Source organism: Micromonospora sp. NPDC049366, from assembly GCF_044466625.1.
Classification (GTDB): Bacteria; Actinomycetota; Actinomycetes; order Mycobacteriales; family Micromonosporaceae; genus Micromonospora.
Genome location: NZ_JBITMV010000005.1, coordinates 130,496 through 146,431, shown reverse-complemented (window position 1 = coordinate 146,431; position 15,936 = coordinate 130,496). Strand labels below are relative to the sequence as shown.

15 protein-coding genes and 1 riboswitch are annotated in these 15,936 nt (G+C 74.0%); of the genes, 8 read left to right on the top strand and 7 right to left on the bottom strand.

Features of this window, described 5'->3' with window-relative positions; translation table 11 throughout:
• Window positions 1-3 precede the first annotated feature (3 nt).
• Entirely contained in the window at window positions 4-585 is a 582-nt protein-coding gene (locus tag ACIBTV_RS09895) for a GNAT family N-acetyltransferase (protein WP_396703629.1), read from the bottom strand.
• A 35-nt stretch (window positions 586-620) separates the two neighbouring features.
• Here ACIBTV_RS09895 and ACIBTV_RS09890 point away from each other — a divergent pair, with 35 nt between their 5' ends.
• The gene (locus tag ACIBTV_RS09890; RefSeq protein WP_396703772.1) at window positions 621-1,898 is read left to right on the top strand and encodes a glycosyltransferase 87 family protein; all 1,278 of its coding nucleotides are present in this window, start codon (window positions 621-623) and stop codon (window positions 1,896-1,898) included.
• On the opposite strand, the gene ACIBTV_RS09885 is transcribed toward ACIBTV_RS09890, so the two are convergent.
• A complete protein-coding gene (locus tag ACIBTV_RS09885) occupies window positions 1,797-2,351 on the bottom strand; it encodes a GNAT family N-acetyltransferase (protein ID WP_396703628.1) in 555 nt (184 codons plus the stop codon). The genes ACIBTV_RS09890 and ACIBTV_RS09885 overlap by 102 nt on opposite strands.
• Before the next feature lie 79 nt (window positions 2,352-2,430).
• Between ACIBTV_RS09885 and ACIBTV_RS09880 the strand changes: the two genes are divergently transcribed.
• The 5 genes from ACIBTV_RS09880 to ACIBTV_RS09860 all read left to right on the top strand — a co-directional run bounded on the left by ACIBTV_RS09880 (window position 2,431) and on the right by ACIBTV_RS09860 (window position 8,038).
• Window positions 2,431-3,660 (top strand): winged helix-turn-helix domain-containing protein, encoded by a 1,230-nt coding sequence (locus ACIBTV_RS09880; RefSeq protein WP_396703627.1) that lies wholly within the window; start codon window positions 2,431-2,433, stop codon window positions 3,658-3,660.
• A 70-nt stretch (window positions 3,661-3,730) separates the two neighbouring features.
• On the top strand, window positions 3,731-4,273 hold the full coding sequence (locus ACIBTV_RS09875; RefSeq protein WP_396703771.1) for a DUF2752 domain-containing protein: 543 nt from the start codon (window positions 3,731-3,733) through the stop codon (window positions 4,271-4,273).
• Between the two features lie 307 nt (window positions 4,274-4,580).
• Complete coding sequence (gene thyX / locus ACIBTV_RS09870) at window positions 4,581-5,324, top strand: FAD-dependent thymidylate synthase (protein WP_396703770.1); 744 nt, start codon at window positions 4,581-4,583, stop codon at window positions 5,322-5,324.
• 46 nt (window positions 5,325-5,370) lie between these two features.
• The gene (gene dapA / locus ACIBTV_RS09865; protein ID WP_396703626.1) at window positions 5,371-6,297 is read left to right on the top strand and encodes a 4-hydroxy-tetrahydrodipicolinate synthase; all 927 of its coding nucleotides are present in this window, start codon (window positions 5,371-5,373) and stop codon (window positions 6,295-6,297) included.
• Window positions 6,298-6,349: 52 nt separating this feature from the next.
• Window positions 6,350-8,038: a ribonuclease J gene (locus ACIBTV_RS09860; protein ID WP_396703625.1), complete on the top strand. Its 1,689-nt coding sequence runs from the start codon at window positions 6,350-6,352 to the stop codon at window positions 8,036-8,038.
• Between the two features lie 93 nt (window positions 8,039-8,131).
• Here the strand turns inward: ACIBTV_RS09860 and ACIBTV_RS09855 are convergent, their stop codons facing one another.
• From ACIBTV_RS09855 to ACIBTV_RS09845, 3 genes are all read right to left on the bottom strand, one after another.
• Window positions 8,132-9,214 carry an LPXTG cell wall anchor domain-containing protein gene (locus ACIBTV_RS09855; RefSeq protein WP_396703624.1) on the bottom strand — a complete coding sequence of 361 codons (1,083 nt, stop codon included), beginning with the start codon at window positions 9,212-9,214 and terminating at the stop codon, window positions 8,132-8,134.
• Window positions 9,215-9,338: 124 nt separating this feature from the next.
• Window positions 9,339-10,973: a YbjN domain-containing protein gene (locus ACIBTV_RS09850; RefSeq protein ID WP_396703623.1), complete on the bottom strand. Its 1,635-nt coding sequence runs from the start codon at window positions 10,971-10,973 to the stop codon at window positions 9,339-9,341.
• Window positions 10,970-11,449 carry a YbjN domain-containing protein gene (locus ACIBTV_RS09845; RefSeq protein WP_396703622.1) on the bottom strand — a complete coding sequence of 160 codons (480 nt, stop codon included), beginning with the start codon at window positions 11,447-11,449 and terminating at the stop codon, window positions 10,970-10,972. The genes ACIBTV_RS09850 and ACIBTV_RS09845 overlap by 4 nt, the downstream gene beginning before the upstream one ends.
• 113 nt (window positions 11,450-11,562) lie before the next feature.
• Here ACIBTV_RS09845 and ACIBTV_RS09840 point away from each other — a divergent pair, with 113 nt between their 5' ends.
• Window positions 11,563-14,019: a DNA translocase FtsK 4TM domain-containing protein gene (locus tag ACIBTV_RS09840; RefSeq protein ID WP_396703621.1), complete on the top strand. Its 2,457-nt coding sequence runs from the start codon at window positions 11,563-11,565 to the stop codon at window positions 14,017-14,019.
• Between the two features lie 81 nt (window positions 14,020-14,100).
• On the opposite strand, the gene ACIBTV_RS09835 is transcribed toward ACIBTV_RS09840, so the two are convergent.
• Together ACIBTV_RS09835 and ACIBTV_RS09830 are read right to left on the bottom strand one after the other, a co-directional pair.
• Window positions 14,101-14,346: a hypothetical protein gene (locus ACIBTV_RS09835; protein WP_396703620.1), complete on the bottom strand. Its 246-nt coding sequence runs from the start codon at window positions 14,344-14,346 to the stop codon at window positions 14,101-14,103.
• Between the two features lie 108 nt (window positions 14,347-14,454).
• Window positions 14,455-14,769 (bottom strand): DMT family transporter, encoded by a 315-nt coding sequence (locus ACIBTV_RS09830; protein WP_396703619.1) that lies wholly within the window; start codon window positions 14,767-14,769, stop codon window positions 14,455-14,457.
• A 56-nt stretch (window positions 14,770-14,825) separates the two neighbouring features.
• Window positions 14,826-14,890: riboswitch (guanidine-III (ykkC-III) riboswitch) on the bottom strand.
• A 92-nt stretch (window positions 14,891-14,982) separates the two neighbouring features.
• Here ACIBTV_RS09830 and ACIBTV_RS09825 point away from each other — a divergent pair.
• The gene (locus ACIBTV_RS09825) at window positions 14,983-15,921 is read left to right on the top strand and encodes an ornithine cyclodeaminase family protein (protein ID WP_396703618.1); all 939 of its coding nucleotides are present in this window, start codon (window positions 14,983-14,985) and stop codon (window positions 15,919-15,921) included.
• Window positions 15,922-15,936 lie beyond the last annotated feature (15 nt).

Sequence of the window (15,936 nt, the reverse complement as noted above, 5' to 3'; positions counted from 1 at the left end):
CGGTCAGTTCTCCGCGACCGGTTCGGTCGGGACCGCCACGTGCAGCCGCAGCTGCGGGACGAGCATGTCGTCCACGTCCAGGGCGCGCGCCGCGCCGTCCGGCTCCCAGCCGGTGCTGGTCAGGAACGCCCGGGTCGCCTCGTCGCCGTCGAACGCCCACGCCACCGCCCGACCGAAGCCGTCCTCCCGCCACAGGTCCACGCTCGCGGCGAGCAGCCGGCTGCCGTGACCCCGTCGGCCCCAGCGCGGCTCCACCAGCAGATCGGTGACGGCCACGACGTCCGTGCCCAGCGCGTCGGCGGGCTCGCCGGGCGCGAGGGCCTCCGCATCGGCCGGGCCGGAGGCGGCGAATCCCACAAGATACGATTGCTCGGCCTGTTCGACGGCGACCAGCACGCGGTGGGTGCCGGAGGGCGGCTCCTGCACCGCCGCGGCCCACCGTCGCGCGAACCACGCCTCGTCCAGGTTGTCGAGGACGTGCCGGGGCAGGATCCGGCGGTACGCGACCCGCCAGGTCGCGAGCTGGATGCGTGCGATCTCGCCGGCGTCCTCGGGACGCGCCGGGCGGACGTACCCGAGAGCCATGGGACGTGAGCCTACGCAGGGCGGAGGAGGCGGCGGTGGCGCAGGGTGCCGGTAGGGCGATCTGGCAGGCCGTCAGCGTGCTGCTGCTCGCCGTCGCGGTCGCCGCGTTCCTCTCCGTCGCCGCCGTGCGGCACGGCTTCTTCGATCTCCAGGTCTACTACGGCGCCCTGAACTTCTGGGTGCACGGCGGCGGGGAGATCTACGACTACCTGCGCCCGCTCACCCAGTACGGCTTCACCTACCCGCCGTTCGCCGCGCTGGTCATGCTGCCGATGGCGTACGTGCCGTGGGCGGCCGCGATCGCGATCAGCGTCACGGCCACCGTCGTGGTGACCGCGCTGGTCTTCTGGTGGCTGATCGACCCGATCGCGCGGCGGGCCGGCTGGACCCGCTGGTACGCCCTCGCCGTCGCGCTCTGCCTGGCCGCCGCCTTCGAGCCGATGCGCGAGACGGTCAACTTCGGCCAGGTCAACATGCTGCTGCTCTTCCTGGTCGCGGTCGACCTGCTCCGGCTGCTGCCGGCGGGCAACCGCTGGGCCGGGATCGGCATCGGGCTGGCCACGGCCATCAAGCTGACCCCGGGCATCTTCATCGTCTACCTGCTGGTCACCCGGCGCTGGCGGGCGGCGTTCACCGCGATGGCCACGGCGGCGGGCGCCTCACTGCTCGCCGGGGCCCTCTTCCCGAACGCGTCCCGCGAGTTCTGGACCGAGGCGCTGTGGAACACCGGCCGGGTGGGGGAGTTGGCCTTCGTCTCCAACCAGTCGCTGCGCGGCGTCGTCGCCCGGCTCGATCCGCAGCACCCCAGCACCGTCGCCTGGCTGGTCCTGGTGCTCGGCACGCTGGCCCTGTGGGCCTGGCGCTCCCGCGCCGCCGTCGCGGCGGGCGACGAGGCGACCGGCCTCGCGCTCACCGGCGCGGTGATGTGCCTGGTGAGCCCGGTCACCTGGGTGCACCACCTGGTCTGGCTGCTCCCGGCGCTGATCCTGCTGGTCGACAACGCCATGGCGGCGCCCGGCGGCAGCCGCCGGCGCCGTCTCCTGCTGGTCGCCGCCCTCGTCGGGTACGCGCTGCTGAGCAGCCGCATCGTCTGGTTCTGGGAGAAGGACTTCACCGGCGTCGACGGCTTCCTGGGCAGCAACACCTACGTCTGGATCAGCCTCGCGCTGCTCGCGTTCCTGCCGGTGCGCCGGGCGGTGGCGCCGGGTGGGTCACCCGTCGAGGCGGCCGGTGTAGCGCAGCTCGACCAGGTCGACGGGGGGACGCCCGTCGGAGAGCGGCACCGGATAGGTCGACCGTTCACCGTCGGGTGACAGTCCGGCTCGCGCGCAGAACCGGCGGGCCCGCTGGTTCTCCGCCAGCACCCACGCCCGGTACGCCGACCAGCCGCGCGCGGCCAGCCCGTCCCGCGCGGCGGCCAGCAGCGTACGGGCGGTGCCGTCGCCCCAGTGGTCGGGCTCGACGAAGAGGGCGAGCACCTCGCCCCACGTCGGGTCGAGGTCCGCGCGGTCCTGCTCGATGCGGTACGGCCCGAACGACGTGAACCCGACGATCCGTCCGTCGGTCGTCTCGGCGAGCAGGGTGGTGAACGGGTGCTCGGGGTCGGCCGTGCCGACGTCGCGCCGGCGCTGGGCCCAGGCCGCCACGTTGAGCCGCCGCAGCACCTCGTCGGGCATGAAGCCGGCGTAACCGGTCTGCCAGCCGTGCACGTGCACCCGGGCGACCGCTTCGGCGTCGTCCGGCTCCTCGGGGCGGATGGTGAGCATTGCACCGTTCTATGCCCCATCGGCCGGCAAATCCAGCATCCCGCGGTGGCGTCGTACCCATGACGTAGGGTCGCCGACGATGACCGCACCGGAATCGCTCTCCCTCGCCCAGGCCCGCCGGGTGGCCCTGGCCGCCCAGGGCTTCGCCGACCCGGCGCCCGGAGGCGTGCCGACCCGCCGGCACCTGCGGCGGGTCCTCGACCGGGTCGGCCTCATCCAGATGGACTCGGTCAACGTCCTCCAGCGCGCCCACTACCTGCCGCTCTACAGCCGGCTCGGGCCCTATCCGACGGCGCTGCTCGACACGGCCGCCTACCGCCGGCCGCGGGAGCTGTTCGAATACTGGGGGCACGAGGCCTCCCTGGTCCCGGTCGGCCTGCACGCGGCGCTGCGGTGGCGCATGGCCCGGGCGCACGACGAGTCGTGGGGCGGCATGCGGCGGATCGCCCAGGAGCAGCCCGAGCTGGTGGCCTGGGTGCGCGACGAGGTGGCCGCGCGGGGCCCGCTGACCGCGGCGGAGATCGAGCACGACGCGCCCCGGGAGACCGGCAACTGGGGGTGGAACTGGTCGGCGGTGAAGCGGGCCCTGGAATACCTGTTCTGGGCCGGTGAGGTGAGCGCCGCCGAGCGCACCCCCTCCTTCGCCCGCCGCTACGACCTGCCCGAGCGGGTGCTTCCCGCCGCCGCGCTCGACGCGCCGACGCCGACCGACGCCGAGGCCTACCGCACGCTGGTGGCGATCGCCGCCCGGTCGCTCGGGGTGGCCGCCGAGCCGGAGCTGCGCGACTACTTCCGCCTCCCGGTGGCCGGTGCCCGGCAGGCGATCGCCGAGCTGGCCGAGGCCGGCGAGCTGCTGCCGGTCACCGTGGCGGGCTGGCGGCAGCCGGCCTGGCTGCACGCCGAGGCCCGGCTGCCGCGGTGGGTGCGGGGCAACACCCTGGTCAGCCCGTTCGATCCGCTGGTCTGGGAACGCAACCGCACCGAGCGGCTCTTCGACTTCAGCTACCGCATCGAGATCTACGTCCCGGCGCCCCAGCGGGTCCACGGCTACTACGTGCTGCCCTTCCTGCAGGGCGAGCGGTTCACCGCGCGGGTCGACCTGAAGGCCGACCGGAAGGCCGGGACGCTGCTGGTGCCGGCCGCGTGGGTCGAGCCCGGCGCCGAGCCCGGCGAGACCGCGATCGCGCTCGCCGCCGAGCTCTACCGGCTCGCCGGCTGGCTCGGCCTCGACTCGGTCGCGCCGCCCGTCGCCGGCGATCTGGCCGGCCCGCTCGCCGCCGCGCTGGTGGGCGTCGCCGGTGTACGGTGAGCGCGTGACGAGCGTTGACGGACCGGCCACGCCGCCACCCGGCGCGCCGGACGCCCCACCCGCCGCGGCGCTGGTCGGCGCGGTCCCGTCGCCGGATTGGTCCGCCGACGGCACGCCGCCCCCCGGCTGGCCGGCCGGTGCGCCGCCGATCTACCCGACTCCCGAGCCCGACCGGCTCACGCGGTTCGTCGTCCGGCTCTACGACCGTTCGCCCCGCTGGGCGGTTCCGCTCGCGGCGCTCGGCTGCGTCGCGGCCGGCATCGGCTACGCGCTGATCAGCGACCCGACCCGCTCGGACCCGGACGCCGCGCCCACCTGCCTGCTGAAGCTCACCACCGGGCTGGACTGCCCGGGCTGCGGCGGCACCCGCGCGCTCTGGTACGTGCTGCACGGTGACCTCCCGGCCGCCGCCCGCCACCACTTCCTCTTCGTCTTCGCGCTGCCCTTCCTGGCCTACCTCTTCGTCGCCTGGGCGGGCCGGCAGGCGTTCGGCTGGCGTCTGCCGGAGCTGCAGATCAGCAGCAAGGTCATCAGCGGCTTCCTGGCCGTGTGGCTGGCCTTCTCGGTGCTGCGCAACCTTCCCTGGGCGCCCTTCACCTCGCTGTACGTCTGACCCCGCCGACGCCGCTTCCCGCTCGCCCGGCCCTGTCTGCCGTCGGCGCCGTCGTTCGGTCGGATGGGGGGCGTCGGCGTCGTTCGACGTCCAGCTTGCGTGCTGTCGAGCTGCTTGCGTGCTGTCGAGCTGCCCCGGATCTGGGGCAGCTCGACAGGGCCCGCACCAACCCCGCGGTGGCGCCGGCACCCCCGCCGGACCGGACGTCCGGCGCCGATCGGGTGGACCCCTGGAGATCAAGGACACGTGGGATCGGGGCTAGTTGGGCCCCGGGCCGGAGGGCACTACAGTCCCAGGCATGCCGGAGATGGTGCAGCCCCAGGTGAAGTTGATCGCGTGGACCCACTTCGAGGCGCCGGACGACGTGCCCTGGTCGACCGACGCCGAGGGGGGTCAGGCGCTCGCGGAGTTCGCCGGCCGCGCCTGCTACCAGTCCTGGCGCAAGCCCAACCCGGCGACCGCGACCAACGCCGGTTACCTCGCGCACATTCTCGAGGTCGGCCACCTCTCCGTGCTGGAGCACGGCTCGGTGACCTTCTACTTCACCGGGGTCTCCCGCTCCTTCACCCACGAGCTGATCCGGCACCGGCACTTCTCCTACTCCCAGCTGTCCCAGCGGTACGTCCCGGAGCGGGACGCCGCCATGGTCGAGCCCGCGGTGATCGCCGAGGACCCGGAGCTGCACAAGAAGTTCGTGGCGGCCGCCGAGGCGAGCGTCCGGGCCTACACGGAGCTGCTGGAGGGGCTGGAGGAGCGCTTCGCCGACGTGGAGAACGCCACCCTTCGGCGCAAGCAGGCCCGGCAGGCGGCCCGGGCGGTCCTGCCCAACGCCACCGAGACGCGAATCGTGGTCAGCGGCAACTACCGCGCGTGGCGGCACTTCATCGCGATGCGGGCCACCGAGCACGCCGACGTGGAGATCCGGGAGCTGGCCGTCGAGTGCCTGCGCCAGCTGCAGAAGGTGGCCCCGAACGTCTTCGCCGACTTCGTGATCTCCGCCCTGCCGGACGGCACCGAGGTGGCGACGAGCCCCCTCGCCGAGGTCTCCTGAGCCCTTCCCCGGCGGGCTCTCCGTGGTCGTCCGCTAGGTTGGATGCATGACGCACGACCACCCTGACACCCCCGCCCGGGCGGTGTCCCGTCCCTTCGGGCGAGTGCTCACCGCCATGGTGACGCCGTTCACCGCCGACGGTTCGCTCGACCTCGACGGCGCCGCCCGGCTGGCCAACCACCTGGTCGACGAGCAGGGCAACGACGCGCTGGTGGTCAACGGCACCACCGGCGAGTCGCCGACCACCAGCGACGCGGAGAAGGAGCGCCTCATCCGGGCCGTGGTGGAGGCGGTCGGTGACCGGGCGAAGGTCGTCGCCGGGGTCGGCACCAACGACACCCGGCACACCATCGAGCTCGCCACCGCCGCCGAGAAGGCGGGCGCCCACGGGCTGCTGGTGGTCACGCCTTACTACAACAAGCCGCCGCAGAGCGGGCTGCTGCGCCACTTCACCGCGGTCGCCGACGCCACCGGCCTCCCGGTGATGCTCTACGACATCCCGCACCGCGCCGGCGTGCCGATCGCCACCGAGACGTTGGTGCGCCTCGCCGAGCACGCCCGGATCGTCGCGGTGAAGGACGCCAAGGGCGACCTGACCGCCACCAGTTGGGTGACCAGCCGGACGAACCTGGCCTTCTACAGCGGTGAGGACTCGCTGACGCTGCCGGCGCTGGCCGTCGGCACGGTCGGTGTGGTGGGCACGTCCACCCACTTCACGGGTGCGCTGACCAAGCAGATGATCGAGGCGTACGACGCGGGGGACAACGCGACCGCGCTCGCCCTGCACCGACGGCTGCTGCCCCTCTACACCGGCATCTTCCGTACCCAGGGCGTCATCCTGGTGAAGGCGGGCCTGACGGCCGCGGGCCTGCCCGCCGGCCCGGTCCGCCCTCCGCTGGTCGACGCCACCGACGACGAGATCGCCCAGCTGCGCGCCGACTGCGCGGCGGCGGATCTGGAGCTCCCTGCATGATCGAACGACACGACGGACGCCGGGAGACGGCGTCCCAGAATGAGGTGGACGCGTGACCGAGGCGCACATCGAGGCGGAACTCCCCCCGCCGTTGCCGGAGGGCGGACTGCGGATCATCCCGCTCGGCGGGCTCGGCGCCATCGGTCGGAACATGACCGTCTTCGAGTACGACGGCAAGCTGCTGGTGGTCGACTGCGGCGTGCTCTTCCCCGACGTCGAGCAACCCGGCGTGGACCTGATCCTGCCCGACTTCGGGCCGATCCTGGACCGCCTCGACGACGTGCAGGCCATCGTGCTCACCCACGGTCACGAGGACCACATCGGCGCGGTGCCGTACCTGCTCGCCCACAAGCCGGACATTCCCCTGGTCGGCTCGCAGTTCACCCTGGCCCTGGTGGAGGCCAAGCTCGCCGAGCGGCGGATCCAGCCCTACACGCTGACCGTCCGGGAGGGCGGCCGGGAGCGGCTCGGCCCGTTCGAGTGCGAGTTCTTCGCGGTCAACCACTCGATCCCGGACGCGCTCGCGGTGGCGGTGCGTACCCCGGCCGGCCTGGTGCTGCACACCGGCGACTTCAAGATGGACCAGCTTCCGTTGGACGGTCGGATCACCGACCTCGCGGGGTTCGCCCGGCTCGGCGCCGAGGGCGTCGACCTGCTGCTGTCCGACTCGACCAACGCGGAGATCCCCGGCTTCGTCACTCCCGAACGCGAGATCGGCCCGGTCCTCGACTCGATCTTCGCCAAGGCGCGCGGGCGGATCATCGTCGCCTCGTTCGCCTCGCACGTGCACCGGGTGCAGCAGGTCTTCGACTCGGCGGCCGAGCACGGCCGCAAGGTCGCCCTGATCGGCCGGTCCATGGTGCGCAACATGGGCATCGCCCGCGACCTGGGTCTGCTCAACATCCCGCCCGGCCTCGTCGTCGGTCTGGAAGAGGCGACCACGATGCCGCCCGAGCAGATCGTGCTGATGTCCACCGGTTCCCAGGGCGAGCCGATGAGCGCGCTCGGCCGGATGGCCAGCGGCGACCACCGGCACATCACCATCGCCCCCGGCGACACCGTGGTGCTCGCCTCGTCGCTGGTGCCCGGCAACGAGACCTCCGTCTACCGGGTGATCAACCGGTTGGCCCGGGCCGGCGCCGTGGTGGTGCACAAGGACGTGGCCAAGGTCCACGTCTCCGGGCACGCCCCGGCCGGCGAGCTGCTCTACCTGCTCAACGTGGTGCGGCCCAGCAACCTCATGCCGGTGCACGGCGAGTGGCGCCACCTGCGCGCGCACGCCCGGCTCGGCGTCGAGTCGGGCGTCGCGCCCGACCGGGTCGTGCTCTGTGAGGACGGCGACGTCGTCGACCTGGTCGAGGGCCGCGCCAGCCTGGTCGGGCACGTCCGTAGCCGGTACGTCTACGTCGACGGCCTCGCCGTCGGTGACGTGAGCGAGTCGCTGCTGACCGAGCGCCGGATCCTCGGCGACGGCGGCTTCATCGCCGCGACGGTCGTGGTCGACTCGGTCACCGGCAAGGTGGTCGGCGGGCCGACCGTCTCCGCGAAGGGCTTCTCGGAGGACCCGGAGGCGTTCAACCCGGTGATCCCGCTGGTCACCGAGGCGCTCAACCGGGCCGCCGCGGACGGGATCACCGACCCGCACCAGCTCCAGCAGATCGTGCGCCGGACGGTGGGTCGCTGGGTCAACGACGCGTACCGCCGGCGGCCGATGATCGTCCCGACCGTGGTCGAGGTCTGACCACCGGCTGAACCGCGCCGGGCCGGCGCCGACGTCCCCGTGTACGTCGGCGCCGGCCCGGCTCCGTTCCGGTCGGCCTGCCGGCCGGCCGGGTCAGCCGCGGGCGAGGCGACGCCGGAGCAGCAGCAGCCCAGCCCCGATGGCCAGCAGCGCCACGCCGACCAGGGCGTACGTGAGGCCGGCCGGCCCGGTGCGGGGCAGCTCACCGGTGCTCTGCCCGACGGGCGTCGGCGTACCGGTCGCACCGGTCGGCGGGGTGGCGGTGGACGTCGCCGCGGCGCCGGAGAGCCGCAGGGTGACCGAGATGTCCCGGTTGGTGTAGCGGTTGCCCGGGCCGAGGAACAGCCGGACGTTCGTGCTGCCCCCGGACACCGCCAGCCGCACCCGTACCGTCTCGGTCGCGCCGGCGGCCAGCGGACCGGTCCGCAGCAGTTCGCAGCCCACGCCGTCCATTCGGCCGCTGTCCGAGCAGCCCGGCTCGACCACCCGGACACCCGCCGGCGTCGTCACGTTCAGCGAGTACCCGCCCAGCGCGAAGGTGCTGGCGTTGGTCACCCGCGCCGTGACGGTGGTCGTACCGTCGACGACCGGACCCGCGCTGGCCCGCAGCCGCAGCGCGATCTTGTCCGGCCAGCTGATCCGGAACTCGGTGGGCCGCTCGGTGGTGCCGGCCGCGTCCCGGCCGGCGACCGAGCCGGCGCTGTCCACGCCGAACACCGCCTCGGGAACGGACGAGGTGACCCGCAGCCGGTACTCGCGGGTCCCACCGGCCGCGATCTCCGCCCCGCCGCAGATCCAGCCCTTCCCCGGCCCGCCCGCGGCGCGGCAGTCGCCCGGACCGGTCAGCTCCACCATCGACGGCAGGCGCAGGACGAAGAAGCCCTTCGCCGCCGCAGGACCCAGGTTGCGCATGGTGATGACCAGCGGCCCGGACGGCCGCCACGGGTCACCGCCGAGGAAGACGAGGTCGGCCCGGGCGAGGATGGACGGCTCGTCGGCCCCGGTGGTGGCCTTCGGCGAGTCGGTGACGCCCAGCTGGGTGGTGGCGGACGGCGAGACGGCCGGCGAGGCGGACGCGGACGGGGCGTGGGCCCCCGCGGACGCGGTGAAGGTGGGCAGGACGAGCAGCGTGCCGGCGGTGACGGCGACGCTGAACGCGCGGAGTGGACGCGACATCGTGGGCTCCCGAAGGTCGGTGGCGGTGATGTGGCTGTCACCCGCCGGCCGGCACCCCGGTTGCGGTGCTGTCCGATGACCGTCAGAGGCGGTCGTGACTGCAACCGTCCCGACCCCTCGCGGGTCAGGGCAGGGCGGCCACCGCGTCGGCGTACGCGACACCGGTCGTCACGGCCGCGTCGAGCAGCACCGTCAACTGCGCCGGCGCCACGCCGTGCGCCAGGTCGGTGCTGAGGTCGCCGCCGAGGAGCAACTCGTCGCCCAGCTCGTGCACGTACGCCTTCGGTAGCAGCCGATCGTGGTTCCAGGCATTGCAGAACGCGTACGCCTCGGCACGTCGGCCGGCGGGTAGCCGGCGGCCGGCCAGCGCCCGGGCGTGCAGGATCTCGCCGCGCTCGCCGACCCGCCGGAACTGGATGACCGCGGTGCCCCAACGCCCGACCACCGTGCCGTCGGCGTCCACGGCGTACCGGTCGCCCCGCCGGTCCAGCCCGTCGGTGATCATCGACAGGGTCAGTGGCGCGAGCTCCAGTTCACCCGGCTCGGGGTCGTCCGCCGGTGCGTCACCCGCCGTCGCGGGGTCGTCGTCGGCGGGCAGCGGCACCGCGCTGCCCACCGGCCGTTCGGCCAGCCAGGCGGCGATCCGGCCGGTCTGGTGCCCGGTGCCGTTGCGGGCGTCGAAGCTCCCGGCCAGCTCGGTGGCGACGCCCAGCAGGACGGCGCCGAGCGTCCCGACGTCGAGCTCCGCCGCCGGCCGGTCGCCGAAGGCCGGCCGGCGCAGCGTACGCCCGCCCAGCCCGGCATCGACGGCGAGCGCGCACACCAGCGCGCCGGCCGCGGCGAACTCCATGGCGGTCAGGTCGTCGTGCGGGTGGTCCAGCCGCGGCAGCTGGTCGGCGAGGATGTCCAGGCCCCGCCCCGGGTGACCGCCGAGCGCGCAGAACCGCAGGTGCGTGGCGAGGTACGCGAAGGCGCCACGTTCCGTGCGGTGCCGCCGGTACGCGCGAACGTGCGCCACGGCGGCCCGCTCCGGCTCACCGGTCCGCAGCCAGGGCAGCAGCGCCGCGGTCAGTGCCCGCTCCGGCTGGTCGGTGCACTCCACCGTCCCGTCGAGCGCGGCGCGCAGCTCGGCCAGCGCGGCCGGCCACTCGCCCCAACCGGCCAGCAGCTCCGCTCGGCGGGCGGGCGCGCACCCGGGACAACCGCTCACCGGGTCGGGCTCGGCGGCGCGCCAGCGGTCGTACCACTCGCGGGCGGTCGGCTCGTCGCCCAGGTGGTCGGCGATCCGGCAGCGCAGCTCGGCGACGGCCTCGGCGTCGGCGCCGATCCGGCCGGCCAGGTCGTCCACGGAGCGCACCTGGTCCAGCCCGACGCGGGGGGTGCCGAGCAGCGCCTCGACCGCGTAGCGCTGGTGGCGCAGCAGCAGGTCGACCTCGGCGTCGTCGAACAGCTCCGGGCGGCGGTCGAGGACGGCCAGGCAGCGGCGGACCGGCTCGACCAGCCGCCACCGTTCGCCGTGCAGCAGGGCGGTGTCGATCAGCGCGAGCCGGGCCTCCACCGCGGACCGGTCGTCGCCACCCGCGTCGGCCTGCGCCGCGATGCGCTCCAACTCGACCAGCCGGGGCGGGCCGTCGGGCAGGTCGCGGGCCTCGGCCAGCGCGGCGAGCAGGTGGCGGTCGCGGCCGGTCGACCCGCGCTGCCGGCCGACCGGGTCGGCGAGGTCGTCGACCGGTCCGCGCCGCCGCTCGCGCCCGGTCACGCCGACACCGCGCCGGGGAGCCGGCCCACCTCGGCGGCGAGCTGACGACCGGTCGAGATCCCGCAGTCCAGGAGCTGGTCGAGCTGGTGCGGGGTGACGCCGCGCTCCAGGTCCGTGATCACCTCGCCGTAGACGCGGGCCCGTCCGTCGTCGTCGACGTGCACGAACGCCTTCGGCCAGAGCCGGTCGTGGTTCCACGAGTTGCAGAACGCGTAGAGCGCGGGCACCTGCTCGATGGAGAAGGTCGGCCCGACCATGGTGCGGACCTGGAGCAGCTCGCCGGCCTCGCCGAGGCGCAGGAACCAGATGAGGCTGTCGCCCCAGCGGCCGAACAGGTCGCCGTCGGGGTCGGCGGTCACCGCGTACCCCCGGTTGCCCAGCACCGCGGCGATCAGCGCGCCGGTCAGCGGTCGCAGGCTCCGTGGATGTCCGGCCAGGGGGTCGTCCGGACCGTCCTCGATTCCCGGCGACGCCATCGGGCATCCCTTCTGAGGCAGATATCACGGCATGCGGCGGAGTCCGTGCTGCGACGCGCGGACACGACCCGGAAAAGCGGCGTTCTGCCGGGTCCCGCCGTTACGGTGATGCTATGGCGGGCCGTACCTCTCAGGCGAGCCGGCGGCGCGGCGCGTCGCCGCGCGGTGCGACGAACAGCCGCGCCCGCCAGCCGGCGAAGAAGACCACGCGCGCGCCCGTGCGGCGCCGCACCCGCGCCCCGCGTCCCGGTCCGGCCGTCTACGTCGGACGCGCCGTCGGCGCCCTGTGGATGGGCCTGGCACACAGCGTCGGCTGGGCGTTCCGCGCGGCCGGACGGCAGGCGGCCTCGGCGCGCGACCTGGACCCGGAGCACCGCCGCGACGGCGCCGGGCTGCTGCTCTTCGGGCTGGCGCTGCTGAGCGCCGCCGGGATCTGGTTCTCCGCCGCCGGGCCGGTGGGGGCGCGGCTGGCCGACTCGGTCCGGCTGTTCCTCGGCGCGATCTCCGTGGTGGTGCCGGTGCTGCTGATGATCGGCGCCTGGCGGTTCATGCGGCAGCCCGCCGACCCGGAGCACCGGGGGCGCGGGCTGGTCGGCTGGGGCTCCATGCTGGTCGCCACCGCCGCGATGCTGCACATCGGTCAACAGCCCGCCGACCCGGCCGCCCGCGACTACGCCGGCGGCCTGATCGGCGCCGGCGTCGGCAGCCTGCTGGAGCGGGCCGTCACCGCCTGGGTCGCCGTCCCGCTGCTGGTTCTGCTGCTCGTCTTCGGGCTGCTGGTGGTGACCGCCACCCCGATCAACAAGGTTCCGGAGCGGCTGGGCCTGCTGGCCGGCACGCTGGTCGCCCCGCCGTCCACCGAGGACGCGGAGCAGACCCCGGCCAAGCCGGCGCGCAAGCGGCCGGCGAAGCGGATCCCGCCGCCGCTGAACCCCGACGACCTCGACGACGACCTGGACGGCGCCGACCTCCAGGAGACCCTCGTCCTGCCCCGCAAGTCGCCGTCGAAGGTCCCGGCCAGCCGCCGGCCGGCCGAGCCGCCGGAGCACTCGCCCCCGCCCACCCGCGCCGAGCAGCTCGCGCTGACCGGTCTGGCCGGTGACTACACGCTGCCGCCGGCCAACATGCTCAGCAGCGGCGCGGCGCCGAAGACCCGCAGCAAGGCCAACGACGAGGTGATCGCGGCGCTCACCGGCGTCTTCGACCAGTTCGACGTGGACGCGGCCGTCACCGGGTTCACCCGGGGGCCGACGGTCACCCGCTACGAGGTCGAGCTGGGCCCGGGCGTCAAGGTCGAGCGGATCACCCAGCTCTCCCGCAACATCGCGTACGCGGTGAAGTCGCCGGACGTGCGGATCCTCAGCCCGATCCCGGGCAAGAGCGCGGTCGGTGTCGAGATCCCCAACACCGACCCGGAGAACGTCGCGCTCGGCGATGTGCTGCGCTCACGGGTGGCGGCCAGCGACCACCACCCGATGGTGGTGGCGCTGGGCAAGGACATCGAGGGCGGCTACGTGGTGGCCAACCTGGCCAAGATGCCGCACATCCTCATCGCGGGCGCGACCGGTGCGGGTAAGTCGTCGTGCCTCAACTCGCTACTCGTGTCGATCCTCACCCGGGCCACCCCCGACGAGGTGCGCTTGCTGCTGATCGACCCGAAGCGCGTCGAGATGACCGGCTACGAGGGCATCCCGCACCTGGTCACCCCGATCGTGACCAACGCGAAGAAGGCGGCCGACTCGCTGGAGTGGGTCGTCCGCGAGATGGACATGCGCTACGACGACCTCGCCGCGAACGGGGTCCGGCACATCGACGACTTCAACCGGAAGGTCCGCAACGGCGAGATCAAGGCGCCGCCGGGCAGCGAGCGGGAGATGCGCCCGTACCCGTACCTGCTGGTGATCGTCGACGAGTTGGCCGACCTCATGATGGTCGCGCCGCGCGACGTGGAGGACTCGGTCGTCCGCATCACCCAGCTCGCCCGGGCCGCCGGCATCCACCTGGTGCTCGCCACCCAGCGCCCCTCGGTCGACGTGGTGACCGGCCTGATCAAGGCGAACGTGCCGTCCCGGCTGGCGTTCGCCACCTCGTCGCTCGCCGACTCCCGGGTCATCCTCGACCAGCCGGGCGCGGAGAAGCTGCTCGGCCGGGGCGACGGGCTGTTCCTGCCGATGGGCGCCTCGAAGCCGATCCGCATCCAGGGCGCCTGGGTGACCGAGCGCGAGATCGCCGACGTGGTGAAGTTCTGCAAGGACCAGCGTGAGCCGGAGTTCCGTCCGGACGTGCTGGCCCCGGCGCAGGACGGCAAGAAGAAGATCGACGAGGACATCGGCGACGACCTCGACCTGCTCGTGCAGGCGGTCGAGCTGGTGGTCACCTCGCAGTTCGGCTCCACCTCGATGCTCCAGCGCAAGCTGCGGGTCGGTTTCGCGAAGGCGGGCCGGCTGATGGACCTCATGGAGACGCGCGGCGTGGTCGGGCCGTCCGAGGGCTCGAAGGCGCGGGACGTGCTGGTCAAGCCGGACGAGTTGGAGGAGGTCCTGGTGGGCCTGCGCGGCGGCGACGAGTGAGCGTGGCCGACCGGGGCTGACCGCAACGGCGTCGGGCCCGCCGCGGCGCGGCGGGCCCGATCGACGGGTTCGGCGGCGTGGTCAGGAGTTCAAGATGGCGGCGGCGAGCACCACGCCGATGATCGCGCCGAGCAGGCTGGCGCCGGCGGCGTACCAGCCGAGCGGCTTGTCGCCGAGAACCGCGCCGACGATGCCGAGGACCAGGCCGACGAGTCCGAAGAGGACCGGGGCGAGGAAGATCGCCACGACGGCGAAGATGAATGCCAGGATCGTGCAGACCCGGGCGGCGCTGCTGCGCGGACGGGCGGTGGTGGGAATGTCGGCCATGGCGTCCTCCAGGTGAGAGCCTTGTCGGTCGCGGCTCTGACTACCCACTGTGGCCCGCCGGTACGCATCCGGGTCGATGGCGCGCGGCAGGTGCGAGCGGGCAGCCGGTCAGTGGAAGATCTTGAGGCCGACCACGCCGGCGATCACCAGGAGCAGGCAGGCGATCCGGGGCAGGCTCGACGACTCGTGCAGCGCGACCATGCCGACCACGGCGGTGCCGACCGCGCCGATGCCGACCCAGACCGCGTAGCCGGTGCCGACCGGGATCTCCCGCAGGGCGTACGCCAGGCCGGACATGCTGAGCACCAGCGTCACTCCGAAGATCACCGAGGGGAGCGGGCGGCTGAAGCCGGCGCTACGGTCCAGGGCGACCGCCCACGCGGTCTCCAGCAGTCCGGAGAGCACCAACACGATCCAGGCCATCGAGGTCACCTCAGCGGGAGCGCCCGGACCTGCGGGGTCGGGACGAGTCGGGTGGGGTCGGGGCGTCTTGGCCTGACCGGGTACGCCCACCGCTCGTCCGGGGTGGCCGACCGGCCACCGCGACCGACGCTAGCACCGGCGCCGGCGGTCGACGAGTGAACCCGGCCACCACCCGTTGACCTCAAGCTCACTTCAGCTTGCAGGATTTGCGTCATGACCCTGCTCCTCACCGACGCGGAGGTGTCCGCCGCCCTGGACGCCGCCACCACGGTCGACGCCATGCGCGCCGCCCTGCTGGCCGCGTACGACGGTCGGCTGGTCGCCCCGCCCCGTGCCTCGGCGCCGCTGGGCGGGGGCCGGATGGTGTTGACCGCCGGCCATCTCACCGGCGAGTGGTACGGCTACCGCTCCTACGACACCTTCGGCCACCCCGAGTCCGAGCAGCTCGTCGTGCTGCACGACGGGCGGACCGGCGCGGTGCGGGCGGTGGCGGTCGGCGAGGAGCTGGGGTCACGCCGCACCGGCGCCCTCGGCGGGGTGGCGGCCGACGTGTTGGCCCGATCGGACGCCGAGACGCTCGGTGTGATCGGCTCCGGCCGGCAGGCCTGGACGCAGGTGTGGGCGACCGCCGCCGTGCGCCCCTTGCGTGAGGTGACCGTCTTCAGCCGCTCCGCCGCCCGCCGGGAGGCGTTCGCCGCCCGGGTCCGCGCCGAGCTGGGCGTGCCGGCCCGCGCGGTCGGCGACGCCGCCGCCGCGGTGGCCCACCGGGACGTGGTGGTGCTCGCCACCACCAGCCCCACGCCGGTGCTCGACGCGGCCGACCTCGCCCCGGGCACCCACGTCAACACCGTCGGCTTCAAGCAGCGGGACCGCTCCGAATTCGGGACGGACCTGCTGGCGGCCGCCGACGTGCTGGTCACCGACTCACCGGCGCAGGCGTGCGGGTACGTTCCGCCGATGCTCGCGGCCGAACCCCCGTACGCCGATCGGCTGGGCGACCTCGGCGCGGTGCTGGCCGGCGCCGCGCCCGGTCGGACCACCGCGGACCAGATCTCGCTCTTCTGCTCGGTGGGCCTGGCCGGTACGGAGGTCTTCCTCCTCGACCACCTGGTCCGGGTCGGCTCGGCCGTCACCGGCTCGGCCCCCGCCTGACGCCGCACCCGTCCG

What these genes read in the sequence shown, in the direction of transcription:
- ACIBTV_RS09895 (WP_396703629.1), bottom strand. Translation starts at nt 585, where the DNA reads ATGGCTCTCGGGTACGTCCGCCCGGCGCGTCCCGAGGACGCCGGCGAG.
- ACIBTV_RS09885 (WP_396703628.1), bottom strand. Translation starts at nt 2,351, where the DNA reads ATGCTCACCATCCGCCCCGAGGAGCCGGACGACGCCGAAGCGGTCGCC.
- ACIBTV_RS09880 (WP_396703627.1), top strand. Translation starts at nt 2,431, where the DNA reads ATGACCGCACCGGAATCGCTCTCCCTCGCCCAGGCCCGCCGGGTGGCC.
- thyX (WP_396703770.1), top strand. Translation starts at nt 4,581, where the DNA reads ATGGTGCAGCCCCAGGTGAAGTTGATCGCGTGGACCCACTTCGAGGCG.
- dapA (WP_396703626.1), top strand. Translation starts at nt 5,371, where the DNA reads ATGACGCACGACCACCCTGACACCCCCGCCCGGGCGGTGTCCCGTCCC.
- ACIBTV_RS09855 (WP_396703624.1), bottom strand. Translation starts at nt 9,214, where the DNA reads ATGTCGCGTCCACTCCGCGCGTTCAGCGTCGCCGTCACCGCCGGCACG.
- ACIBTV_RS09845 (WP_396703622.1), bottom strand. Translation starts at nt 11,449, where the DNA reads ATGGCGTCGCCGGGAATCGAGGACGGTCCGGACGACCCCCTGGCCGGA.
- ACIBTV_RS09840 (WP_396703621.1), top strand. Translation starts at nt 11,563, where the DNA reads ATGGCGGGCCGTACCTCTCAGGCGAGCCGGCGGCGCGGCGCGTCGCCG.
- ACIBTV_RS09835 (WP_396703620.1), bottom strand. Translation starts at nt 14,346, where the DNA reads ATGGCCGACATTCCCACCACCGCCCGTCCGCGCAGCAGCGCCGCCCGG.
- ACIBTV_RS09830 (WP_396703619.1), bottom strand. Translation starts at nt 14,769, where the DNA reads ATGGCCTGGATCGTGTTGGTGCTCTCCGGACTGCTGGAGACCGCGTGG.
- ACIBTV_RS09825 (WP_396703618.1), top strand. Translation starts at nt 14,983, where the DNA reads ATGACCCTGCTCCTCACCGACGCGGAGGTGTCCGCCGCCCTGGACGCC.